23 protein-coding genes are annotated in these 22,357 nt (G+C 70.0%); 10 read left to right on the forward strand and 13 right to left on the reverse strand.

Features of this window, described 5'->3' with window-relative positions; genetic code table 11:
• The first annotated feature begins 181 nt into the window (after positions 1-181).
• Complete coding sequence (gene erm / locus REH65_RS17970) at positions 182-916, forward strand: 23S ribosomal RNA methyltransferase Erm (protein ID WP_406688400.1); 735 nt, start codon at positions 182-184, stop codon at positions 914-916.
• 102 nt (positions 917-1,018) lie between these two features.
• Here the strand turns inward: erm and REH65_RS17975 are convergent, their stop codons facing one another.
• From REH65_RS17975 to REH65_RS18010, 8 genes are all read right to left on the reverse strand, one after another.
• Complete coding sequence (locus REH65_RS17975) at positions 1,019-3,004, reverse strand: PhoX family protein (RefSeq protein ID WP_406688401.1); 1,986 nt, start codon at positions 3,002-3,004, stop codon at positions 1,019-1,021.
• Between the two features lie 110 nt (positions 3,005-3,114).
• Positions 3,115-4,329 (reverse strand): MFS transporter, encoded by a 1,215-nt coding sequence (locus REH65_RS17980; protein ID WP_406688402.1) that lies wholly within the window; start codon positions 4,327-4,329, stop codon positions 3,115-3,117.
• A 127-nt stretch (positions 4,330-4,456) separates the two neighbouring features.
• Positions 4,457-6,190: a hypothetical protein gene (locus REH65_RS17985; protein WP_406688403.1), complete on the reverse strand. Its 1,734-nt coding sequence runs from the start codon at positions 6,188-6,190 to the stop codon at positions 4,457-4,459.
• A 122-nt stretch (positions 6,191-6,312) separates the two neighbouring features.
• Positions 6,313-6,687, reverse strand: coding sequence for a fluoride efflux transporter FluC (locus REH65_RS17990; RefSeq protein ID WP_406688404.1), 375 nt, complete (start codon positions 6,685-6,687; stop codon positions 6,313-6,315).
• Positions 6,684-7,133, reverse strand: coding sequence for a fluoride efflux transporter FluC (locus REH65_RS17995; protein ID WP_406688405.1), 450 nt, complete (start codon positions 7,131-7,133; stop codon positions 6,684-6,686). Before REH65_RS17995 ends, REH65_RS17990 begins: the two co-directional genes overlap by 4 nt.
• A gap of 167 nt (positions 7,134-7,300) precedes the next feature.
• On the reverse strand, positions 7,301-7,870 hold the full coding sequence (locus REH65_RS18000) for an OmpA family protein (RefSeq protein ID WP_406688406.1): 570 nt from the start codon (positions 7,868-7,870) through the stop codon (positions 7,301-7,303).
• A gap of 196 nt (positions 7,871-8,066) precedes the next feature.
• Positions 8,067-8,867, reverse strand: a complete 801-nt coding sequence (locus tag REH65_RS18005) for an ABC transporter permease (RefSeq protein WP_406688407.1) — start codon at positions 8,865-8,867, stop codon at positions 8,067-8,069.
• Positions 8,864-9,829, reverse strand: coding sequence for an ATP-binding cassette domain-containing protein (locus REH65_RS18010; protein WP_406688408.1), 966 nt, complete (start codon positions 9,827-9,829; stop codon positions 8,864-8,866). Before REH65_RS18010 ends, REH65_RS18005 begins: the two co-directional genes overlap by 4 nt.
• A gap of 240 nt (positions 9,830-10,069) precedes the next feature.
• Here REH65_RS18010 and REH65_RS18015 point away from each other — a divergent pair, with 240 nt between their 5' ends.
• Positions 10,070-11,911: an acyl-CoA dehydrogenase gene (locus tag REH65_RS18015; protein ID WP_281457531.1), complete on the forward strand. Its 1,842-nt coding sequence runs from the start codon at positions 10,070-10,072 to the stop codon at positions 11,909-11,911.
• Positions 11,912-11,974: 63 nt separating this feature from the next.
• Here the strand turns inward: REH65_RS18015 and REH65_RS18020 are convergent, their stop codons facing one another.
• Positions 11,975-13,282, reverse strand: a complete 1,308-nt coding sequence (locus REH65_RS18020) for a glycosyltransferase family 87 protein (RefSeq protein ID WP_406693191.1) — start codon at positions 13,280-13,282, stop codon at positions 11,975-11,977.
• Between the two features lie 80 nt (positions 13,283-13,362).
• Positions 13,363-14,130 (reverse strand): deoxyribonuclease IV, encoded by a 768-nt coding sequence (locus REH65_RS18025; RefSeq protein WP_281457529.1) that lies wholly within the window; start codon positions 14,128-14,130, stop codon positions 13,363-13,365.
• A gap of 177 nt (positions 14,131-14,307) precedes the next feature.
• On the opposite strand from REH65_RS18025, the gene REH65_RS18030 reads away from it, so the two are divergent.
• From REH65_RS18030 to REH65_RS18060, 7 genes are all read left to right on the forward strand, one after another.
• Entirely contained in the window at positions 14,308-15,255 is a 948-nt protein-coding gene (locus REH65_RS18030) for a hypothetical protein (RefSeq protein WP_406688409.1), read from the forward strand.
• A gap of 152 nt (positions 15,256-15,407) precedes the next feature.
• Positions 15,408-15,758: a 30S ribosomal protein S6 gene (gene rpsF / locus REH65_RS18035; protein ID WP_281457527.1), complete on the forward strand. Its 351-nt coding sequence runs from the start codon at positions 15,408-15,410 to the stop codon at positions 15,756-15,758.
• Between the two features lie 44 nt (positions 15,759-15,802).
• Complete coding sequence (locus tag REH65_RS18040; protein WP_281457526.1) at positions 15,803-16,288, forward strand: single-stranded DNA-binding protein; 486 nt, start codon at positions 15,803-15,805, stop codon at positions 16,286-16,288.
• 50 nt (positions 16,289-16,338) lie between these two features.
• Positions 16,339-16,575, forward strand: a complete 237-nt coding sequence (gene rpsR / locus REH65_RS18045; RefSeq protein WP_093419808.1) for a 30S ribosomal protein S18 — start codon at positions 16,339-16,341, stop codon at positions 16,573-16,575.
• 20 nt (positions 16,576-16,595) lie between these two features.
• Entirely contained in the window at positions 16,596-17,048 is a 453-nt protein-coding gene (gene rplI / locus REH65_RS18050) for a 50S ribosomal protein L9 (protein WP_132672016.1), read from the forward strand.
• A gap of 486 nt (positions 17,049-17,534) precedes the next feature.
• Positions 17,535-19,325, forward strand: a complete 1,791-nt coding sequence (gene dnaB / locus REH65_RS18055) for a replicative DNA helicase (protein WP_406688410.1) — start codon at positions 17,535-17,537, stop codon at positions 19,323-19,325.
• 36 nt (positions 19,326-19,361) lie between these two features.
• Positions 19,362-19,841 carry a DinB family protein gene (locus REH65_RS18060; protein ID WP_406688411.1) on the forward strand — a complete coding sequence of 160 codons (480 nt, stop codon included), beginning with the start codon at positions 19,362-19,364 and terminating at the stop codon, positions 19,839-19,841.
• A 10-nt stretch (positions 19,842-19,851) separates the two neighbouring features.
• Here REH65_RS18060 and REH65_RS18065 read toward each other — a convergent pair whose 3' ends face one another.
• Complete coding sequence (locus REH65_RS18065) at positions 19,852-20,280, reverse strand: SRPBCC family protein (RefSeq protein WP_406688412.1); 429 nt, start codon at positions 20,278-20,280, stop codon at positions 19,852-19,854.
• 230 nt (positions 20,281-20,510) lie between these two features.
• Between REH65_RS18065 and REH65_RS18070 the strand changes: the two genes are divergently transcribed.
• Positions 20,511-20,915, forward strand: coding sequence for a GNAT family N-acetyltransferase (locus tag REH65_RS18070; protein ID WP_406688413.1), 405 nt, complete (start codon positions 20,511-20,513; stop codon positions 20,913-20,915).
• Here REH65_RS18070 and REH65_RS18075 read toward each other — a convergent pair.
• Positions 20,896-21,474 (reverse strand): DinB family protein, encoded by a 579-nt coding sequence (locus REH65_RS18075; RefSeq protein WP_406688414.1) that lies wholly within the window; start codon positions 21,472-21,474, stop codon positions 20,896-20,898. The genes REH65_RS18070 and REH65_RS18075 overlap by 20 nt on opposite strands.
• Before the next feature lie 41 nt (positions 21,475-21,515).
• Positions 21,516-22,133 carry a class I SAM-dependent DNA methyltransferase gene (locus tag REH65_RS18080; RefSeq protein ID WP_406688415.1) on the reverse strand — a complete coding sequence of 206 codons (618 nt, stop codon included), beginning with the start codon at positions 22,131-22,133 and terminating at the stop codon, positions 21,516-21,518.
• Between the last annotated feature and the right edge of the window lie 224 nt (positions 22,134-22,357).

Genomic DNA, 22,357 nt, shown 5'->3' on the forward strand with positions numbered 1-22,357 from the left:
GTTCTGCTGCTTTCTTCATCCGGCTGCGTTCCGCCTAGGCGGCGCGGCTCGTCGAATCGCGTCGCCGTTCGCGTCCGGGTCTCGTCGCCCGACGCGCGGTTGATGCTGCGGTGATTCGCTGCCTGCCTGCGCGCGCGAGACCCGGTTCCCCATCCGGTTCGCGAGTGCAGGAGCAGTCCCCATGTCCTCTCGCCGCAGGTCGGCGCGCGATCGAGCGCGCCGCGAACTCGGCCAGAACTTCCTGATCAACCCGTCCGCGGCTGGGCGCATCGCGCGTGCGCTGACGCCGTCGCCGAACCCGGTCGTCGAACTCGGGGCCGGCCGCGGCGCCCTCACCCGGGAGCTCGTCGAGCTCGGGCGCCCGGTGATCGCGGTCGAACTCGACCCGCGCTGGGCCGACCGCCTGGCCGCCGAATTCCCGCAAGTGCGCCTCCACCGCTGCGACATGCGGGAATTCCGGTTCCCGACGCGACCGCACGCGGTGGTCGGCAACCTGCCGTTCGGCATCACCACGGCCACGACCCGCCGCCTGCTCGGCCTCCCCGACTGGACCGAAGCGGTCCTGCTGGTCCAGCACGAGGTGGCCAGGAAGCGGGCGAGGGGAGGAAGTCAGCTCAACGCGCAGTGGGCCCCGTGGTTCGACTTCCGACTGGTGGGTGAGGTCCCGGCCCGCCACTTCCGCCCGATCCCCGCCTGCGACGGCGGAATCCTCCGCATCACCAGGCGCCGACTGCTCCCGGAGGAGTGCCGTTCCGACTACCAGTCCTTCGTCGAGGCCGTCTACCAGGCGAGAGGCCGGTCGCTCGCGGAGATGATCCGCAACGCGACCGGCCTTCGCGCGCACGGCTTGCCGCCGCTCCCGAAGGATCTGCCGCCCCGGTCCTGGGTGCGCCTCTACCGGAGGCTCAGGAGCTGATCGGCCGGGGCTGGAGCGCGGGAAGGGGACGGTTCTTGCCCGAATCACCCGTGATCGAAGTCTGTCCTGTCCGGGCACTTCGGGATGGAACTGTCCCCCGCCTCAGCGCCAGACGGCGACCACCGAGGGGCGGGGTTGCGTGGTGCCTCCGTCCGGCCAGTGGCTGGCGGGGTTGTCGGCGTTGGCGCCGTCCACCTCGCCGGGATGCTGGGCCGAGACGAGGACGAGGTCGTCCTCGATGACCGGGCCGCAGGCTTCCGCGCCCCGGGGGACGCTGAGGAAGGCCTTGACGTGGCCGCGTTCCGGGCCTTCCAGCGGGACGGCGTAGAGGCCGTCGTTGAAACCGAGCTCGCCGCTGGAGTCGGTGGTGATCCACAGGTTGCCGCGGCTGTCGAAGGCGACGTTGTCCGGGCAGGTGATCGGGCTGACCTGCGACTTGTCGTACCCGGCGAAGTAGGTCGACGGGTCGGCCGGATCGCCGCAGACCAGCAGCAGCCGCCAGGCGAACCGGACGCCCGCCGGGTCGTCGTCGAGCTCCAGGACCTGGCCGTGCTTGTTGGTGTTGCGCGGGTTCGGCTCGTCGGCCGGGGCCTCGCCGTCGGTGCCGCGGTCGGAGTTGTTGGTCAGCGCGGCGTAGACCCGCCCGGTCGTCGGGTGCGGCTGGACGTCCTCGGGCCGGTCCATCTTGGTGGCGCCCGCCTTGTCGGCGGCCAGCCGCGTGAAGACGTAGACCTCCTCGGCGCTCATGCCCTCGACGAAGCTGGTGTCGTTGTGCGCCAACGGGATCCACTCGCCCGCGCCGTCGAACTCGCCGTCGGAGGGCAGCGTCCCGGACCCGTCGATCTCCCCGGGGCTGTCGCCGGTGAGCTTGGCGACGTAGAGCGTGCCGGAATCCAGCAGCGCCATGTTGTGCCTGCGCGCGAGGCCGCTGCCGCCGGGTTTCACCGCGCCGTCGGAGACGAACCGGTACAGGTACTCGAACTTCTCGTCATCGCCCATGTAGGCGGCGACGCGGCCGTCGTCGAGGACGCGGATGTTGGCGCCCTCGTGCTTGAACCGGCCGAGAGCGGTGTGCTTGACCGGCGTGGAGGTCGGGTCGTGCGGGTCGACCTCCACGATCCAGCCGAACCGGTTGGGCTCGTTGACCTGCTGGGAGAGGTCCCAGCGCGAGTCGAAGCGCTCCCACTTGCGGTCGGTCTCGGCTCCCTCCACGCCGTAGCGCGCGAGGCGTTCCCGCGTCGCCGGGTCGGTGACGGAGTCGGCGTGGGCGAAGTACTGGTGGAAGTTCTCCTCGCCGGACAGGATCGTGCCCCACGGCGTCACGCCGCCGGAGCAGTTGTTCATGGTGCCCAGCGAGCGCGTGCCCGTCGGGTCCGCGGGGGTCTTCAGGAACTCGCTGCCCGCGGCGGGTCCGCGCAGCTCGAACGGGGTGGTGAGGGTGATCCGCCGGTTCAGCGGGTCGAGCACCGGCTTCTTGTCGTCCAGCACCACGACCGAGAGCCCGTGCGCCGCCCAGGAGATCCGGGCCTGCTGCTCGGTGGGGTTGTCGGCGTCGTAGCCGCGGAAGACGAACTCCTCGGTGACGTACTCGTGGTTGTTGATCATCAGCCGGCGCCCGTCGGGCAGCGGCAGCAGCGCGCAGAAGTCGTTGTTGTAGCCGAACTGGCCTTCCTGGGCCTCCGGGGTCTGCGCGTCGAAGTCGAACTCCGGTGCGCCGGGCAGGATCGGGTCGCCCCAGCGGATGACGACCTGCTGCTGGAAGCCCTCCGGGATCACCACCGCGTCCTCGGTGTTCGGCCGGATCGGCACGAAGTCCAGTCCGGTCGCGGCGGCGGCCTCGCGGGACGCGAGCGCGGGGACGGCGAGCGCGGCCGAGGCCACCGCCCCGGCCTTGAGCAGGCCGCGGCGGCTCAGGACCTGGTTCAGCGCTTGCCCGAAAGTGGGGTTGTCCGAGGTGTTCGGCGGGTGTTGGGAGCACTGGTCGCCGCAGCGGTATCGGCAGGTGACGCGGGCGCGTCCGCCGTTGAGCAGCGGCAGGAGTCGACGTTCGGGAGCCACCGGGACCTCCAAGCTGTTCGAGAACGGCATGGAGCGTAGGCGACCGCGAACGCGGCGCAAGCGTTTGGCGAACATTGGGCGAACGGCGAAAGGGCGCGCGGATCGTCAAGACCCGCACGCCCTTTCGCGAACCGCCTCGATCAGACCTCTTCGCCGACCACGGCCGGGACCCGCTGCGCGTCGCCCTTGCCGCGCAGGCCCGGGACCAGCAGCAGCGCGGCGATCACGCACAGCGCCGCACCCACGCCGAACGGGGCGTGATTGGAGCCGAACCAGGTCGCGACGTGGCCGACCAGAGTCGCCGCGGCGGCACCGCCGAGCCAGCGGCAGAAGTTGTAGCCCGCGCTGGCGACCGGGCGCGGCGCGTCGCTCACGCTCATCGCCGACCCGGTGAACAGCGTGTTGAGCAGGCCCGACGCCAGACCGCTGAGGATCACGCCGACGACCACGACCGGTTTCGGCCCCAGCGCCATGACGCCGAGGATCACCGCGTAGAGCAGCACGGCGATGATCGTGGCGCCGACCTCGCCGAAGCGGGCCGCGAGCTTCGGCGCCAGCGTCACGCCGGCCACCGCCACGCACAGGCCCCAGCCGAAGAACACCAGGCCGACCGCGATTGCGCCGTACTCCAGCACGAACGGCGACCAGGCCAGCACGATGAAGAAGCTCGCGGTGTAGAGCGCCGAGCCGAGCGAGGTGCGCAGCAGCCCGCTGTGCTTGAGCGCCTTGAGCGGGTCGAGGACACCGATCCTCGCGCGGCTGGACCGGTCGCCGTCCTTGGGCAGGAACCCGGCGGAGAGGATCAGCGCGACGGCCATCAGCGCGGCGGTGCCCGCGAACGGGCCGCGCCAGGAGATGTTGCCCAGCAGCGCGCCGAGCAGCGGACCGGTGGACAGGCCGATGCCCAGCGCCGCCTCGTAGAGCAGGATGGCGGCCTGCTGGCCGCCCGAGGCGGCGCCGACGATCACCGACAGGGCGGTGGCGATGAAGAACGCGTTGCCCAGGCCCCACACCGCGCGCAGCGCGACGAGCTGGCCGATGGAGCTCGCCAGCGCGCACGCGACGGTCGCCAGCACGATCAGGACGAGGCCGGTGACCACGGTGCGCTTGGGCCCGTAGCGGGCGCTGAACGCACCGGTGATCAGCATGGCCACGACCTGAACGCCCAGGTAGGACGAGAACAGCAGGGTGACCTGCTCGGGTCCCGCGTGCATCGCCTCGGCGATGGACAGCAGGATCGGGTCGACCAGGCCGATTCCCATGAAGGCGATGACCGCCGCGAAGGCGGTGATCCACACCGCCTTCGGTTGCCCCTTGAAGACGTCGAGTAACCGAACTTCGTGCCCGGCGCTCATCGCCACGCCACCCCTCATCAACGGCGTCCGCAGCTGCGGTTGCGGCTGCTCGGAAAAGTCATTTCGTTCGCAATGCTAAACAATTCTCGTTAGCAGAACAAACGGACATGAGCAGCGTCACCGCGAATCAGGCATCCAGGGCGCTGCGCGCCGCCGCCGCGACCTCCTCGTCCTCGTGGTGCTCGGCCAGCGCCGCCAGCAGCGCCTCGGCGTGCGAGTGCCCGCTCGCGGCCAGATCCGCCACCAGCTGCAGCTGCTCCTCCTGCGGCTGGTCGGCGACCTCGCCGACCAGCAGCGCCGGATCCGACTCCAGCGACACCGCCATGACGTCGGCGTTGAACAGCACCCGATCGCCCTCGCGCGCCAGCGGCTCGTCGGTCGTGGCCTGCAGCCACACCCGCACCGCCGCGCCGCACACCGGGTCGTCGGCCACCTCGCGCGCCGCCGCGACCCCGTCCTCGCCGGCCGCCTCCAGCAGCGCCAGCGCGGGAAGCCGGACCGCCGGGTCGTCCACCAGCTCCAGCAGCGCGGTCAGCTCCTCCGCCGCCTGCTGCGAACCCCGGTGCTCGATCCAGTGCGCGGCCAGCGCCTGCTGCACCGGTGGCGTGGCGTCGGCGAACAGCAGCACCACCAGCTCGGCAGGCGCCATCCGCAGCGCCTCGGTGGTCGGTACGCGGAAACCGAACGCCCGCAGCGACTCCCGCGCCGCCCACACGCCCGCGGGCTGCAGCTCGACGAACGTCTCGAACGGCTCCTCGTCGTCACCGGCGGGGCGGGTGCGCAGCGCACCCATCGACTCCCACCGCTGCACGATCCGCGTCACCAGGGCCAGCACCGGCCCCGGGTCCTCGGCGCCCAAAACGTCGGCTGCCGTCGCGGCCACGATCTCCAGCGGTACCTCGTCACCCGCGGCGTAGAGCACGCTCAGCGCGGACTGCACCAGCTCCGGCAGCAGGTCGTCGTCGGTGTCGGCGTCGATCGCGTCGAGGTCCTCGCGGAAGGCGTCGTCGAGCAGCACGAAGCTCTGCCACAGCTTCGTCCACAGCACCTCCGGCTCGTCCAGCACGGGAGCGGCGATCAGCGTCGACACCAGCTGCTCACCCGTGACCCGCAGCAGACCCGCGCGCTGCGCCCACTCCAGCAGCAGCCGGGCCGTGCCCTCGTCCTCGCCCAGGGCGGCCGCCAGCTTCTCCGGTCCCTCAGAGGCCTGCCCCACTACGGTGCGCATCTGCTGCGTGATCGGTGCCTGGGCCGCGATCGCGCGGTGCGGTTCGGACTCGGTCAGCTCCACCGGGCTCAGCCACACCCTCGGCTGCGGTTCCGGCTCGGCGGCCTCGCGCGCGGTGATCTCGTCGGCCGTGTCCTGGTCGACGTCGAGCTCACCGGCGTCCACCGCCTCGTGGAAGGCCTCCACCGCGGCGTCGTCGGAGTCGTCCACGCCCAGCTCGCGCATCGTGGTCGTCCAGAACTTCTCCGAGCCCCACTCGCCCGGATCGGCCATCGCCGTCAGGTAGGCCGGGACGGTCGCGTCGATCACCTCGTGCAGCTCGGAGGTCGCATCGGTCGAGGTGAGCAGCCGCTCCTCGGCGAGGAAGTCGACCCAGCGGTGCAGCACGGCCGGGACCGACGACCAGTCCTCGGTCAGCACCGCACGCCGCGGCACGACCTCGGTCAGGACGCGGACCACGTCCTCCTCGCTCCAGTGCGCCAGCATGCCGTCGGCGAGGAACTTGTCGTCCAGCAGCAGCTCGACCACCTCCGCCGCATCGAGCTCGGGGTGTCGGCTGGTGAAGCGGTTGATCAGTTCGGCGCAGGTCTCGTCGAAACGTTCCTGCTCGCCGTGGATGAAGACGGTGCGCATGGGGACCCCGTTCGCTCACGTGTGCGGATCTCGTGCCCACAGGTTAGAGACCGATCCACGGCGAACCCGGGAGCGCAAGCAAGGTCGTGCACTCGTGTCGTGACCCCCCGATGGGGTGAGGATCAGTGCCAGAGCGCGGCGGCCAGCAGCACGCCGAGCAGGCCCGAACCGAGCCCGACCAGCACCGATCCGACCACGTTGAGCAGCCCCAGCAGCCGAGCGCCGCCGGTCAGCAGGCGCACGCTCTCGTAGCCGAAGGTGCTGAAGGTCGTCAGCGCGCCGCACAACCCCACGCCCACCGCGGTCTGCAGCACCGGCAGCGGTGCGCCGAACAGGGCCGCCCCGGCGAGGAACCCGAGGAGCAGCGAGCCGACCGCGTTGACCACCAGCGTTCCCCACGGGAACCCGGTCTCGTGGCGCGCCTGCACCCAGCGGTCGGTCAGGAAGCGCAGGCTCGCCCCGGTGGCGCCGCCGAACGCGACGAGCAGGACCGTCACGGCGCCTCCCGTCGCACCGCGCGCGCCAGCGCTCGCGTCGCGGCCACGCCGACGAACACGGCGATCAGGCAGCACAGGACCGTGCCCAGCAGGTATCCGAGCGCGGCCAGTGGCGCGGTCAAGGCCAGCCGCAGCGCGTCGGTGACGTAGGTGGAGAAGGTGGTGAACCCGCCCAGCACGCCCACCCCGAGGAAGGGCCGCAGCATCCGGTGCGGGGTGATCAGCTCGGTGATCACGCACATCAGCACGCCGATGGCCAGGCAGCCCAGCACGTTGACCAGGAACGTCGACGTCGGCCCCGGCCAGATCAGGCCGGCGCCGTAGCGCAGCACCGACCCGAGCGCGCCGCCGGCGGCGACCGCGGCCAGCAGATCGAGGGGAACGGCGGAGGCCGGCTTGCCGCGCGCGGGCGCGGAGACCGTCCGCGTCTCGGCGGAAGAAGCCATCGACACCTCCGTGACCATCCTCGCCGAGGGTACCGGTCCGGGTGCCTGACCAGGTCCGTTCGCGACCGAGGTCTCACGGGGTGGGGAAGTTTTCATGAAAACTTCCCGACCCCGTGAAACGGCGGAGGGGCGGTCGACGATCTCGACCGCCCCTCCGCCGGAGGTGATTACTGGACCTTGACCTCGACCTTGCGGGACGAGGCGGGGTCGCCGCCCGCGTCGCCCTGACCGGACACCTGCAGCCGGTCGGCACCGATACCGGCCTGCGTCAGCTGATCGGCGACCGCCTGGGCGCGCGCCTGCGACAGCTGCTGGCTGTCCTGGTCCGAGTTGGTGCCCGACGCGGTGAAGCCCGACACCGTGAACTTCAGCTCCTGCGGAGCGCTCTTGAGCAGGTCCGCGACCTGGGTGACCGTCTGCTTGCCCTGGTCGTTGAGCTCGCTGCTGTCCGGGTCGAAGGTGATCGGCGTGCTCTGGGCGAGCTGGTCGAGCTTGCTCTGCAGCTCGGTCTTGGCCTGGGCCGCGTCGCCGCCCTGCTCACCGGCACCCATGCCGCCCGGGGTCTGCTCCCCGCCCTGGGCCTCGCCGCCCTGGCCCGCGCCGCCGGGCTGCTGGCCTTCCTGGCCCTGCTGGGGCGGCGTGCCCGACCCGCCTTCGGGGCCGCCCGCGCACCCGGCGAGCAGGGCACCGGTGCAAGCGATCACTGCTGCGGCGTATTTGACGTTCGTTCGGCGCATAACCCACCTCGCGGTCCGTGGTGCCTTTCTCGGAGACGGGCAGATAGTGCGGGCTGATCGGCCCGGTTCCGCTCAACCACCGCGCGAGTCCGGACTCGTTCACACCAAGGAGTGAACTCCAAAGCGCTTCCCAGCAGCGGAAATGTTATCGCCGCGCACTAACGAGCGTCCCTTGTGGACCATCGTGGAGGAGTCTTCACCGACTCGCCACGCGGCGGTAGCGAGCCACCGCCAGCGGGATGAAGACCGCGAGGATCACCAGCGCCGATGCCACCGAGTACAGCACCGCGTGCTGGGCCGGCCAGCTGTCCGGCGGTGGGCCGGTCACCCGCACCGGGTTGCCGAACAGCTCCCGCAACGCGTCGGAGTACACCGTGATCGGGTTCCACTCCGCGAAGACCCGCAGCGGCCCCGGCATCGACTCGGCGGGCACGAACGCCGAGGACACGAAGGTCACCGGGAACATCCACAGCAGGCCCGCGCTCTGGGCGACCTCGACGCTGCGCGCCACCAGCCCGATGAACGCCCCCACCCACGACATCGCGAACGAGAACAGCAGCAGGAGGCCGAACGCCAGCGCGGCGTCGAGCAGGTCGCCGCGGATCCGCCAGCCCACGATCAGCCCGCACAGCGACATGATCACCACGGTCAGCACGCTGACCAGCAGGTCCGAGGTGGTGCGCCCGAGCAGCACCGCGACCCGCGACATGGGCAGCGACCGGAAGCGGTCCATCATGCCCTTCTGCAGGTCGTTGGCCAGGCCGATCACGGTGAACGCGCTGTTGAACGCCACCGTCTGCACGAAGATCCCGGCGATCAGGAACTCCCGGTAGGCGCCGCCGCCGAGGCTGCCGCCGAAGACGTAGGCGAACATCAGCACGAACATGATCGGCTGCGCCGTGCCCGCCAGCAGCAGGTCCGGGTTGCGCTTGATGTTCATCAGGTTCCGCCAGGCCACGACGTTGCTGTCGCGGACGCTCGCCGCCAGCGCGTTCATGCCCGCTCCTCCTCGGCGTGAGGGGCTTCGGCGTGCCGCCCGGTCAGCCCCAGGAACACGTCGTCCAGCGTCGGCCGGTGCAGGCCGACGTCGTTGACCCCGACGTTCTCGGCGTCGAGCCGCCGCAGCGCCTCGATCAGCGCTTTCGGGCCCGCCTCGACCGGCACGCCGACCCGCCGCAGCGAGTCCTCCACCTGCGGTTCGGCGGTGCCGACCTCGTGCAGCACCCGCGCCACCACCGGCAGGTCGGCCGCGTCGGCGGCGACGAGCTCCAGGCGTTCACCGCCGACCCGGGACTTGAGCTGGTCGGCGGTGCCGCTGGCGATCACCCGGCCGCGGTCGATGACCGCGATCGAGTCGGCGAGCTGGTCGGCCTCCTCCAGGTACTGGGTGGTCAGCAGGACCGTGGTGCCGTCGGCGACGAGCTCGCCGATGACCGCCCAGGTGTCGAGCCGGCCGCGCGGGTCGAGCCCGGTGGTGGGCTCGTCGAGGATCACCACGGTCGGCGAGGCGACCAGCGCACCGGCCAGGTCGAGTCGTCGCCGCATGCCGCCGGAGTAGCCCTTCGACGGCCGGTCGGCGGCCTCGTCGAGGTTGAACCGGTCGATGAGCTGCCGCGCCCGCGCCGAGGCCTTCGCCCGCGACATCCCGTAGAGGCGGCCGACCATGTGCAGGTTCTCGAAGCCGGTGAGGTTCTCGTCGACTGCGGCGTACTGCCCGGACAGCCCGATCGAGCGCCGCACCGCGTGCGGGTCGGCGAGCACGTCGTGCCCGGCCACGAACGCCCGCCCCGAGTCCGGCCGCAACAGCGTGGTCAGGATGCGGACCGCGGTCGTCTTGCCCGCGCCGTTGGGTCCGAGCAGGCCGAGCACCTCCCCGCGCGGGACCTCCAGGTCGATCCCGTTCAGGGCGCGGGTCGATCCGAAGCTCTTCACCAGCGCTTCCGCACGCACCGCAACCATCTCAACCCCCAGCGTGAAGTCCGGTTCGGCCACTGTAGGTCGCGGGGGTGACGGAGCGCTTCCGAATTTTCCCCGGCCGAGGGGTTTTTGCGGACGGGAACGCAGGTCAACAGGGGTGCGCGGGGAGGGTGGCCCAGGTCGCCTCGACAGAAGTTACCGCCAGGTAATACCCTCTTGTTACCGACGAGTAAGGGCTCGGTGCCGGGCCCACCCGCAGCAGCGCGCAAGAGGGAGCCTTCGATGGGCCACTACAAGAGCAACGTCCGAGACCTCGAATTCAACCTGTTCGAGGTCCTCAAGGTGCAGGACCGACTGGGCAAGGGCGCCTTCGAGCAGTCCGACCAGGACACCGTTCGCGGCGTGCTTTCCGAACTCAACGACCTGGCCACCGGTCCGCTCGCCGACTCCTTCGTCGAAGGCGACCGCAAGGGCGCCCACTTCGACCCGGCCACCCACTCGGTCACCCTCCCCGAGGCGTTCAAGAAGTCCTACCAGGCCGTCATGGACGGTGAGTGGTGGCGACTCGGCCTCCCGGACGAGCTGGGCGGCTACGGCATCCCGCCGACCGTCACCTGGTCCGCCGCCGAGCTGATCCTCGGCGCCAACCCGCCGATCTACATGTACATGGCGGGCCCCAACTTCGCGACGATCCTCTGGAAGAACGGCACCGAGGAGCAGAAGAAGTGGGCCGAGCTCATGATCGAGCGCGGCTGGGGCGCCACGATGGTCCTCACCGAGCCCGACGCGGGCTCCGACGTCGGCTCCGGCCGCACCAAGGCGGTCCTGCAGGAGGACGGCACCTGGCACCTCGACGGCGTGAAGCGGTTCATCACCTCCGCCGACCAGGACATGACCGAGAACATCATGCACCTGGTGCTCGCCCGCCCCGAGGGCCCCGGCATCGAGTCCAAGCCCGGCACCAAGGGCCTGAGCCTGTTCCTGCTGCCGAAGTACCACTTCGACGGCGAGACCGGTGAGCCCGGCGAGCGCAACGGCGTCTACGTCACCAACGTCGAGCACAAGATGGGCATCAACGCCTCCGCCACCTGCGAGGTCACCTTCGGGCAGCACGGCACCCCCGCCAAGGGCTGGCTGCTCGGCGACGTCCACGACGGCATCGCGCAGATGTTCCAGGTCATCGAGTACGCGCGGATGATGGTCGGCACCAAGGCCATCGCCACGCTGTCCACCGGTTACCTCAACGCGCTCGACTACGCCAAGGAGCGCGTGCAGGGCGCCGACCTCACCCGCAGCACCGACAAGACCGCCCCGCGCGTCACCATCACCAACCACCCCGACGTGCGCCGCGCGCTGATGCTGCAGAAGGCCTACGCCGAAGGCCTGCGCGCCATCTACCTCTACACCGCGGACTACCAGGACCAGATCGCCCAGGGCCAGCACGACGGCAGCGACGTCAGCCTCGCCGAGGCCGTCAACGACCTGCTGCTGCCCATCGTCAAGGGCGTCGGCTCCGAGCGGGCCTACGAGATGCTCACGCACTCGCTGCAGACCCTCGGCGGCTCCGGCTTCCTGCAGGACTACCCGATCGAGCAGTACATCCGCGACGCCAAGATCGACAGCCTCTACGAGGGCACCACCGCGATCCAGGCGCAGGACTTCTTCTTCCGCAAGATCGTCCGCAACAAGGGCGCCGCGATCGGCCACGTCGCCGCCGAGATCCAGAAGACGCTGGAGAACTCCGACGCCGACGAGCGCCTCAAGGAGGAGCGCGAGCTCCTCACCCGCGCCCTCGGCGACGTCCAGGGCCAGCTCGGCACGCTGTTCGAGTTCCTGACCTCCGCGCAGGAGGACATCAAGAACATCTACAAGGTCGGCCAGCACGCCGTCTCGTTCCTGATGTCCGTCGGTGACCTGCTCATCGGCTGGAAGCTGCTGCAGCAGGCCGAGATCGCGCTCGCCGCCCTCGACGCCGGTGCCGGCAAGGACGAGGCGTTCTACCAGGGCAAGGTCGCGGTCGCCCGCTTCTTCGCCAAGAACGTCCTGCCCGAGCTCACCGGCCGCCGCAAGATCATCGAGGCCGCCGACAACTCCCTCATGGAGCTCGACGAGTCCGTCTTCTGATCCGGACCCCGCAACGAGAGGGGACCCGCGACCGCAGTGGTCGCGGGTCCCCTCTCGTCGTGCTCAGCGACCGGAATTCCAGCTGAAACTCCGCCGCGCGGCGGGCCGGAGCGGGGTCCCACCTGGAACCTCGGTCCTCTCCTCGATCGTCGTGCGCGCCGCCAGGAACGCCACGAACAGGCCGATCAGCAGCGCCGCCCGCCCCCAGACGCCGATCATCAGGGCCTGAGCCGTGAAACCGTCGTGGATGCCGCTGGGCTCGCCCTCGTTGCCCAGGTACAGCCACCGGAAGATGCCGACGCACATCGCGAAATCCGCCACCAGGTACGCCACGATCCAGCCCCAGCGCACCTGCACCAGCACGAAGAACGGCAACAACCACAACGTGTACTGCGGCGAGTGCACCTTGTGCAGCAGCAGGAACCCGCACAGCATCGCCGCCGACACCTGCACCCACGGGTACGTCCCGGTCTTCTCGTAGCGCAACCAGCCGATCCAGCACGCCAGCGCGAACGACACCAGCATCAGGCCCGGCGAGACGATCCCCATCGCGTCCTGGAAGCCCTCGTCGCCGGTCCAGTGCCGAAAACCCCAGTACCAGATGGAATTCGTGCTCAGATCGACCTGCCGCCGCGACTGGAACTCGAACGACGCCGCCCAACCCCGAAAACCCGCCAGCGCGAACGGCACGTTCACCAGCACGCCCGTCGCGGCCGCCGAACCCGCCACCCGCAGCGCGCCCCGCCAATCGCGGCCGCCCTCGGTGAACACGTGGAGCATCAGCGGCAGCACGAAGATCGCCGGGTACAGCTTCAACGCGAAACCCAGCCCCAGCAGCACCGCGGCCACCGTCGACCGCCGCGCCAGCGACGCCTGCCAGCGGTGCATCACGAACACCGCCGCCACCGCGCTCGCCACCACCGGGAGGTCCCAGTTGTGGTACGCGTACAGCACCAGCGGCGGCCCGAGCGCCCACAGCAGCGCCCGCCACCGGCTCAACCGGCCCAGCCACCACGCCACCGCGAGCCCGAACGGCGCCATCAGCAGCGCCGACGACAGCAGGAACCCCGCGTCGGTGTCCACGAAGAACGCGCCCGCCCAGATCAGCACCCCGGTCAGCACCGGGTACTCCACGACCCCGCCCCACAGCGACCCGTCCGGATCGATGCCGCCGTGCACGTACGGGAACACGTGCCGATCGATGTCCCGGCCCACCCACAGGTTCTGGATGTCCGAATAGCAGACGTCCCGGTAGGAGCGCGTCTGGTAGTCCGGACCGGACCGCCCCCACTCGTTGAACTCCGGCCCGGTGCACCGCGCCTTGTTCGCGTACCCCAAGGCCAACGTCACGGCCGTCAGCAGGCACAACACCGCCAACGCCGACACCGTCAAGCCGCGCGCGACCCTGATACCGGGCTCCTCTCACCCGGCAGCGCCGGGACCACCGACGTTCAGCTCGACTTCGACCGGAGGAACGCGATGTCGTCGGCCTGCCCCTCGTCCGGGGTCTCCACCACCACCGGCGCGCCCGCCTTCGACACCACGCCCACCAGCAGCTCCGGATCGATCAGGCCCGAGCCGATGTTGGCGTGCCGGTCCCGCGACGAGCCGAACTCGTCGCGCGAGTCGTTGAGGTGCACCAGGTCGATCCGGCCCGTGATGGCCTTGACCCGGTCCACCACGTCCAGCAGCTCCTCGCCCGCCGCGTGCGCGTGGCAGGTGTCCAGGCAGAAACCCGCGCCGAACTCGCCCACCGCGTCCCACAACCGCGACAGCACGTCGAACCGCCTGGCCATCGCGTTGGCGCCACCGGCGGTGTTCTCGATCAGGATCGGCACCTCGAAACCGCCCTCGGCGGCCTGCCGCTCGAACAGCTTCCGCCAGTTCGCGATGCCCTCGGCCGGATCGTCGTCCTTGGTGACGTGCCCGCCGTGCACGATCAGGCCCTGCGCGCCGACCTCGGCGGCGGCCTTCGCCTGCTGCGCCACCGACTTCCGCGACGGGATGCGGATCCTGTTGTTCAACGACGCCACGTTGATCACATAAGGTGCGTGGATGAAAACGGCAACGTCGCTGTCCCGCAGCTGCTCGGCCTGCGGGTGCGGCTTCGGCGCCTTCCACCCCTGCGGGTCGGACAGGAAGAACTGCACCACCTCCGCGCCGCGCTCAGCGGCAGCGGTCAGCGGATCGTCATCGCGAACATGAGCGCCGATACGCATGCCGCGCAGTCTATTCGTCCCCGGCGGCCGTTTCCGGGAACCGGGGCGGTCCGGGATGTTCCACGAAGTGGAACATCAACGGATTTGCCGGAATCCCGCAACCAACGGCGGTACTCACGCGTTAGGAGCTTTGAGACAGTGTCTGTCGTTCCGGAGCCGTTCGCGGGGAGGCGAGCCATGGGTACCTGGGGAAACCCCAACCCGCTGATCAAACCGAGCGCGCTCCGACGCACCGTAGCCGCAGGTGCGGCCGGTGTGGCGATGTTGGCGGGAACCTGCCTCGGTGCGGGAACGGCGAGCGCCGCCGAGCCGCTGGTCGTCGACCACTCGATCGCGATCGTCTCCGGTGAGGCCGGTCAGCAGATCTCCGTGCTGCCCAAGACCCTGGACTTCAAGCTCAACCAGGCCGTGCTGCTGGCGATGCCGCTGGCCTTCGGGTCGGCCAACGACGCCTCGTCGAGCTTCGCCGCGGGCGACCCGATCCCGCTGGGCGTCGCCGAGCCGGGCACCAACTCGTTCTCCGGCCGCGAGATCGCGCAGGCCGCGACGCCGCGCCTGAGCTCGCTGGGTCTGCCGGAGGACAAGCTGGAGGCCGTCCGCTTCCACTTCACCAACCTGGTCAGCCTCGGCAACTCGATCACGGTCAACACCCCGGAGCCGGAGGAGGAGCCGCCGCCGTCCTCCGAGCAGCCGCCTCCGCCGTCGTCCGAGACGCCCCCGCCGCCGGAGCCGGCCCCGGCTCCCGCGCCGGCCGAGCCGCCGCCGTCGGCCCCGTCGACGAGCCCGGTGCCGTCCGTGCCCAGCGCCAACGGCGCCCCGGCCGCGGTCAGCATGCTGCCGCCGAGCCTGCGCGGTGCCTCGCTGCCGTGGGCGCAGGCCCGCTACGGCGCGATCCCGAACGGTGCCGTCCCGGGCATGGCCCCCGACGTCGGTGACCTGGCCCGCCAGGCCGAGGAGCGGCAGCGCGTCCAGGACGAGCAGGACGAGATCCGCGCGGCGGGCCAGGCCGAGGCCCTGCCGACCGAGGTCTCCGAGCGCGTGGCCCTGCCGGTCCTCATCGCCGCGATCTCGCTCGCGGTCGTCACCGCCGCGCTGGTCCGCGCCTGGGTCCTGCGCCGCCACTGACGCAGGGTTTCTGACCAGGGGCGGGGTCCCAGCACACCGAGGCGAGGCCGATGTCCTCGCGGTCGGTGCCCCTTGCTAGCCTTGACCGGTTCGTTGACGCGAACGACCCTCCTGCCACGGAAAGTCCGTGGCCGTGAGTCCACAGGAGGTGAATGGTCTTCATGCGTCACTATGAGCTCATGGTCATCCTGGACCCGAGCCTGGACGAGCGCACCGTCGCTCCGTCCCTGGAGAACTTCCTCAACGTCGTCCGCAACGACGGTGGCACCGTCGAGAAGGTCGACGTCTGGGGCCGTCGCCGGCTGTCCTTCGAGATCAACAAGAACTCCGAGGGCATCTACGTCGTCCTGGACATCAACGCTGAGCCGGCCACCGTCAAGGAGCTGGACCGTCAGCTGAACCTCAACGAGTCCATCCTGCGGACCAAGGTCCAGCGGAAGATCGTTGAGCCCCGCAAGGCCGCGCGCGCCGCCAAGGCCCGCGCCGCCAAGGCGACTGCCTGATCAACGCCCGTACCCGCTGACGACCAGACTGGAGTCCCCAGGTCATGGCTGGTGAAACGGTAATCACGGTGGTCGGCAACCTGACCGCCGACCCGGAGCTGCGCTTCACTCCGTCCGGTGCCGCCGTCGCGAACTTCACGATCGCGTCCACGCCCCGGACCTTCGACCGCCAGAGCGGTGAGTGGAAGGACGGCGAGGCGCTGTTCCTGCGCTGCAACATCTGGCGGCAGGCCGCGGAGAACGTGGCCGAGTCGCTGACCCGGGGCATGCGGGTGATCGCGCAGGGTCGTCTGCGCCAGCGGTCCTTCGAGACCAAGGAAGGCGAGAAGCGCACGGTCGTCGAGCTCGAGGTCGACGACATCGGGCCCGCCCTGCGCTACGCGACCGCCAAGGTCAACAAGGTCAGCCGCGGTGGTGGCGGCGGTTTCGGTGGCGGCAGCGCCCCGGCCGGTCCGCCGGCCGACGACCCGTGGGGTTCGGCCCCGCCGGCGGGATCCGGCGGTGGCTTCAGCGACGAGCCGCCGTTCTGACGGTCGCCGCAGCTAACGCTTAGGAAGTTTTTCGTTCAGGAGGAAGACCAATGGCCAAGGCGCCTGTGCGCAAGCCGAAGAAGAAGGTCTGCGTGTTCTGCAAGGACAAGGCCACGCTGATCGACTACAAGGACACGACGCTGCTGCGGAAGTACATCTCCGACCGCGGCAAGATCCGTGCCCGCCGGGTCACCGGCAACTGCAGCCAGCACCAGCGCGACGTCGCCATCGCGGTGAAGAACGCGCGTGAGATGGCCCTGCTGCCCTACACCTCGACCGCTCGCTGATCTGAGAAAGGAGTCACGTCATGAAGATCATCCTCACCGCTGACGTGTCCGGCCTCGGCGAGTCCGGCGACATCGTCGAGGTCAAGGACGGTTACGCGCGGAACTACCTGCTGCCCCGCAACCTGGCCATCGTGGCCACCAAGGGTGCGCAGAAGCAGGTCGAGACGATCCGCCGCGTCCAGGAGAACCGCCGGGTGCGGAACCTGGAGCACGCCCACGAGCTCAAGCAGCAGCTGCAGAACCTGGACGCGGTCACGCTGACCGCCAAGGTCTCCTCGCAGGGCAAGCTGTTCGGCTCCATCACCAGCGGCGACGTCGTCGCCGCGGTGCGCAAGGCCGGTGGCCCGAACCTCGACAAGCGTTCGGTCTCGCTGCGCGGCCACATCAAGTCGCTGGGCAAGCACGTCGTCGACGTGCAGCTGCACCCGGACGTGACGGCCAACGTCAACGTCCAGGTCACCGGCGAGCAGTGACCCGGTAGTACCGGATTCTCTTCAGCGGCATCGTCCACTCCGGCATTCGTGTGACGGGGTGGACGATGCCGTCTCCCGGCCGTGCACTGGCGGTCACGATGATCTTCTGCTGATCACCCACCGCTGTTGATGACGACACGCCGATGGTGGCGACACGCCGGGAGTTTTCCACGGATTTCTTCCACAGCCTTCACCGATGCTGTGACCTGGGGTTTTCAGTGCATCCACGCCACTTGTCCCCAAGTTGTCCCCAGCGGCGGGGAAGGCTGTCCGGAGTTGTCCCCAACTCGCTTCAACCTATCCACAGGTTGTCCCGAGGTTTGTCCACAACTTGAGTTGCCTGCTCTATGCGGGCGATCTAGCTTCGCGCGCGTGCGCCTCCGCCTACGGTCCGTCCTCGGTACCGTGGCCGGAGCGCGCGCAGGAAACGGTCGCCGTGGTGAGCACGGACGACAGGCTGCTGGCCGGAGGAGGTGACGGGTTCCGGTGACGGTTCCCGACGAGCGGGAGGACGACCCGTACTTCACTGACGACGGTGGAGGTGCACCCGGCGGCGCCAGCACGTTCGAGCGCCAGCCCCCGCAGGACTTGGCGGCCGAGCAGTCGGTGCTCGGCGGCATGATGCTGAGCAAGGACGCGATCGCCGACGTCGTCGAGGCGCTGAGCCCGAACGACTTCTACCGGCCCGCGCACCAGGCGATCTACGACTGCATCCTGGACCTCTACGGCCGCGGTGAGCCGGCGGACGCGATCACGGTCTCGGCGGAGCTGGAGCGGCGCCAGGAGCTGACCAAGGTCGGCGGCGCCCCGTACCTGCACACCCTGATCGCCACGGTCCCCACGGCCGCGAACGCCGGCTACTACGCGGAGATCGTCTCGGAGAAGGCGATCCTGCGCCGTCTCGTGGAGGCGGGCACCCGCATCGTGCAGCTGGGCTACCACGGCTCGGAGGGCGCGGCGATCGAGGAGGTCGTGGACCGCGCCCAGGCGTCGATCTACGACGTCACCGAGCGCAAGGCCAGCGAGGACTACCACGCACTGGAGGAGCTCCTCCAGCCCACGATGGACGAGATCGACGCGATCGCGTCCCGAGGCGGCGAGTCCCAGGGCATCCCGACCGGCTTCGCCGACCTCGACGCCCTCACCAACGGCCTCCACGCAGGCCAAATGATCATCGTCGCGGCGCGACCGGGTGTGGGTAAGGCGCTGGCCTTGGACACTCCGCTGCCCACGCCGGACGGCTGGACGACGATGGGCCAGGTCCAGGTCGGCGATCATCTGATCGGAGCCGACGGCGAGCCGACCGAGGTCGTCGCCGCGACCGAGGTCATGCACGACCGCCCGTGCTACGAGATCGAGTTCTCCGACGGCACGACCATCACCGCCGACGCCAACCACCAGTGGCAGCTGGACGATGGAACGGTTCTCACCACCGAGAAGCTGGCGTCGATCGGTCCTGCGGTCGTGGTGCACCGCCCGGACCTGAAGTTCACCGACGTCCGGCCCGTGGAGAGCGTGCCGGTCAGGTGCGTCGAGGTGGATTCGTCGGATCACCTCTACTTGGCGTCCAGGTCGATGATCCCGACGCACAACTCGACGCTGGGGCTGGACTTCGCCAGGTCGGCGTCGGTGAAGCATGGGATGGCGAGCGTCATCTTCTCGCTGGAGATGGGGCGCACCGAGATCGTGATGCGCATGCTCTCCGCCGAGGCGCGCATCCGGCTGGGCGACATGCGCGGTGGTCGCATGACCGACGACGACTGGACGCGGCTGGCGCGGCGGATGAGCGAGATCAGCGAGGCGCCGATCTTCGTCGACGACTCGCCGAACCTGACGATGATGGAGATCCGGGCCAAGGCGCGGCGGCTCAAGCAGCGCCACGACATCCAGCTCATCGTCGTCGACTACATGCAGCTGATGACCTCGGGCAAGCGCGTCGAGTCCCGTCAGCAGGAGGTCTCGGAGTTCTCCCGAAATCTCAAGCTGCTGGCCAAGGAGCTCGAAGTGCCGCTGGTCGCGATCTCGCAGCTCAACCGCGGTCCGGAGCAGCGAACGGACAAGAAGCCGCAGCTGTCGGACCTGCGCGAGTCCGGTTCCCTGGAGCAGGACGCGGACATGGTCATCCTGATCCACCGGCCGGACGCGTTCGAGCGGGACGACCCGCGCATGGGCGAGGCGGACCTGATGGTCGCCAAGCACCGCGCCGGTCCCACGGCGACGATCACCGTCGCCCACCAGCTCCACTACAGCCGCTTCGTCGACATGGCCCAGGAGTAGCCGCGTTCTCGACCGATGCCGTGATGGGAGAGCCCGATGGGTTCGTTCGACGTGCCGATGGAGGATGAGCGCACCCAGCTGGACGCGTTCGTCGAGGACTACCGCTCCGCCGTTGAGGCGTCTCTCGACGGTCTGACCGAGGAGCAGGCGCGTCGCCGGCTCGTCTCGTCGGCGACGACGCCCCTCGGGCTGCTCAAGCACGTCACGTGGATGCAGCGGGTGTGGTTCGAGGAGTGCGTCGGCGGAACGTCCCGCCGGGAGCTGGGTCTGGTGCGGAGCCCGGACGAGTCCTTCCGCCTCTCCGACGACGACACGATCGCGTCGGTCACGGCAGCTCACCGGGAAGCCTGCGCCACGGCCCGTTCGCTGGTCGCGGACCTACCGCTGGACACCGTCGTGACCGGTCACCGGGCCGGTCCGCGCACGCTCCACTGGGTGTACCTGCAGGTCCTCCGGGAACTGGCCCACCACTGCGGGCACGCCGACATCCTCCGAGAGCAGCTGCTCGCGGAATGAGCTGCGCTGCTCAGCCGCGCTCGGCCAGTTCGGCGAGGCGGTCCATGGAGGCTCGCAGCTGTGCCTCGGTGGTCGATCGGGCGCGGACGAGGCGTTTCTCGTCGGTGAGCCGGGACCAGTCGTAGGTGTGCGTGACGCGGGTGCGGCCGTCGCCGACGGGTTCCAGCTCCCACCGCCAGAGGTGACCGGCCGGTTCGTGGCCGTGGTCGGAGGGCATCCAGGCGATGCGGCGCCCCTCCTCGAACTCGACGACGTGGTTGTCCCGGACACCGCCGGTGGTCAGAGTCATCGTGAACACGGCACCTTCAGCCCGCACCCGCTGACCGGCCGGCGCCTCGCTGAGGTTGTCGTTGCCGTCCCACGACGGCTGCCGAGCGGGATCGGCGATCAACTCGAAGATCCGCCCCGCCTCAGCAGCGATCTCCCGACAACCGGACACGACGAACACCTGAGAACCCACCCCAGCAGTCAACCAAACCCGACCCCCGTCAGGCTACCGAAGAGGTTGTCGGCGGGGGTTGCGATGCTCGGGGGATGAGTCGTGGTGCGTGGGTGTTTTCGCAGGCCGTCGGGGTTGGGGATGTGGGTTCCGGGCTGCGGGGTTCGTTGGTTCGGTGTTGGGTTGACGTGTCGAACGCCGGTGGGGCGGTGGGGTTTCCGTTTCCCCCGGTGGAGGAGGGCGAGGTCGCTGCGTCGGTGGACGCGATCGTGGGTGCGTTGGATCCGCCGACCTGTCGCGTGCTGATGGCGTGGGGCGGCGCGGAGCTGGTGGGGTGGCTCGTCATCCGGCGCGACACGTTCGCGCTGGTCTCGCACTGGGGGACGGTGAACCACGTGCAGAGCCGTCCCGAGCGGCGTGGTGAGGGGGTCGGGACCGCGTTGATGGTTGAAGCTCGGCGGGTTGCGCGCGATGAGATGGGCCTGGAGCAGCTGCATCTCGCCGCGCGTGCCGGGATCGGCCTGGAGCGGTTCTACGGGCGGCTCGGGTGGGAGGAGATCGGCCGGTGGCCGGGTGCGCTTCGGCTCGGTCCCGACGACGACCGCGACGAGGTGCTCATGTTCCTCCAGCTCTGATCTGGTGGGTGTGGAGGTCTCGGAGGAGGCAGACCTCCGAGAGGTGGTGGATGAGTTCGCGGTGGATGTGCAGGACGAGTTCTGCCATCGGGGCGCGCGGGTAGGGCTCCTCGTCGCCGACCGGGGCGCGGAGTTGTGCCTCGGTCAGGCCGCGGAGCCCGGTGAGCCAGACGTCGAGCTGGGTTTCCAGCTGGTTCAGCGCGGTGGTGGCGTCCGGCGCGTAGTCCCACGAGAAGTAGTCGGTCCGGGGTGCGCCGAAGTGGGCGGCGTTGCGCATCGCGAGGACGCCGACGATGACGTGCCCGAGGCGCCAGGCGATCGTGGTGAAGGGAGCCGGTTCCGGTGCGGGGAACCCGTAGTCGATCGTGAGATCCCCGGCGCCCGCTTGGATCTGGGCGGTCGAGGTGCCGCGCGGCCGGACGCTCCAGGCGTCCGGGACCGGCGACCAGAAGTACTCCTCGTCGGTGAGGCCCTGGAGGCGGGGGTGGAGCTGGTTGTCCCAGTGCCATTCCCACTGCTCCCGCAGCGCTTGGTTCCAGTCGAAGTGCTCGGCGTCCATCAGCTCAGCGTGGCACCGCCCACCGACACCGGCAGACCTTGTCAGCGGCGGGCCAGCACGAAGGCGTGGGGTGTGCGTTCGCCTTCGGGTTCGCGGACGAGGGTGGCGTGGGGCGTGAGGTCCGCGTCCGTGAGGAGGCCGGCGATGTCGGCGGGGTCGGAGCGGAGGAAGTCGAGGTCGATCCGGCGACCGAATGCCTCGGGGAGGTGCAGGGTGTCGCCTGCGGTCTGGAAGGCCAGCAGGAGGTGCCCGCCCGGGGCCAGCGCTCGTCGGAACTCGGCGAAGACGCCGGGCAGGTCCTCCGGTGAGGTGTGGATGATCGAGTACCAGGCGACGATGCCGCCCAGCGACTCCGGAGGGACGTCGAGCGAGGTCATCGAGCCCTGGGTGAAGCGGACGTCCGGGAGCCGGCGTCGGGCCTGGTCGAGCATCTGCGCGGAGAGGTCGACGCCGGAGACGTCGACGCCGTGGCGGTGCAGGATCTCGGTGGCGAAGCCGGTGCCGCAGCCGACGTCGAGGACCGGGCCGGAGACGAGCTCGGCGAAGGCGGTGAGCATCGAGCGGTCCAGGGGCTTCGAGTCGATCTCGCCTGCGAAGTGCTCGGCGTAGTCGGCGGCGATGAGGTCGTAGGAGGCCGCGGTGCGGGCGTAGTCGGTCACCCGGCGCACGTTATTCGGCCGGTACGACGCTCCACGCGCTGATCGGTGGGGGCGGCCCGACGGCGGCGTCGGGCTCGGCGGGGTCGGGCTCGGTGGGGGCCGGGTCGAGCAGGTGCATCAGGTCGAGGCGGCCGAGGGATTCCCCGGTGTCGAGGTCGAAGATGCCGCCGCAGACGAAGGTTCCGCACCTCGCGCCTGATCCGCCTGAGTTGCGGGTGGTGGGG

The sequence above is a fragment of the Saccharopolyspora sp. ID03-671 genome (assembly GCF_045278815.1).
Lineage (GTDB): Bacteria > Actinomycetota > Actinomycetes > Mycobacteriales > Pseudonocardiaceae > Saccharopolyspora > Saccharopolyspora ipomoeae.

What these genes read in the sequence shown, in the direction of transcription:
- erm (WP_406688400.1), top strand. Translation starts at nt 182, where the DNA reads ATGTCCTCTCGCCGCAGGTCGGCGCGCGATCGAGCGCGCCGCGAACTC.
- REH65_RS17975 (WP_406688401.1), bottom strand. Translation starts at nt 3,004, where the DNA reads ATGCCGTTCTCGAACAGCTTGGAGGTCCCGGTGGCTCCCGAACGTCGA.
- REH65_RS17980 (WP_406688402.1), bottom strand. Translation starts at nt 4,329, where the DNA reads ATGAGCGCCGGGCACGAAGTTCGGTTACTCGACGTCTTCAAGGGGCAA.
- REH65_RS17985 (WP_406688403.1), bottom strand. Translation starts at nt 6,190, where the DNA reads ATGCGCACCGTCTTCATCCACGGCGAGCAGGAACGTTTCGACGAGACC.
- REH65_RS17995 (WP_406688405.1), bottom strand. Translation starts at nt 7,133, where the DNA reads ATGGCTTCTTCCGCCGAGACGCGGACGGTCTCCGCGCCCGCGCGCGGC.
- REH65_RS18000 (WP_406688406.1), bottom strand. Translation starts at nt 7,870, where the DNA reads ATGCGCCGAACGAACGTCAAATACGCCGCAGCAGTGATCGCTTGCACC.
- REH65_RS18005 (WP_406688407.1), bottom strand. Translation starts at nt 8,867, where the DNA reads ATGAACGCGCTGGCGGCGAGCGTCCGCGACAGCAACGTCGTGGCCTGG.
- REH65_RS18010 (WP_406688408.1), bottom strand. Translation starts at nt 9,829, where the DNA reads ATGGTTGCGGTGCGTGCGGAAGCGCTGGTGAAGAGCTTCGGATCGACC.
- REH65_RS18015 (WP_281457531.1), top strand. Translation starts at nt 10,070, where the DNA reads ATGGGCCACTACAAGAGCAACGTCCGAGACCTCGAATTCAACCTGTTC.
- REH65_RS18025 (WP_281457529.1), bottom strand. Translation starts at nt 14,130, where the DNA reads ATGCGTATCGGCGCTCATGTTCGCGATGACGATCCGCTGACCGCTGCC.
- REH65_RS18030 (WP_406688409.1), top strand. Translation starts at nt 14,308, where the DNA reads ATGGGTACCTGGGGAAACCCCAACCCGCTGATCAAACCGAGCGCGCTC.
- rpsF (WP_281457527.1), top strand. Translation starts at nt 15,408, where the DNA reads ATGGTCTTCATGCGTCACTATGAGCTCATGGTCATCCTGGACCCGAGC.
- REH65_RS18040 (WP_281457526.1), top strand. Translation starts at nt 15,803, where the DNA reads ATGGCTGGTGAAACGGTAATCACGGTGGTCGGCAACCTGACCGCCGAC.
- rpsR (WP_093419808.1), top strand. Translation starts at nt 16,339, where the DNA reads ATGGCCAAGGCGCCTGTGCGCAAGCCGAAGAAGAAGGTCTGCGTGTTC.
- rplI (WP_132672016.1), top strand. Translation starts at nt 16,596, where the DNA reads ATGAAGATCATCCTCACCGCTGACGTGTCCGGCCTCGGCGAGTCCGGC.
- REH65_RS18060 (WP_406688411.1), top strand. Translation starts at nt 19,362, where the DNA reads ATGGGTTCGTTCGACGTGCCGATGGAGGATGAGCGCACCCAGCTGGAC.
- REH65_RS18075 (WP_406688414.1), bottom strand. Translation starts at nt 21,474, where the DNA reads ATGGACGCCGAGCACTTCGACTGGAACCAAGCGCTGCGGGAGCAGTGG.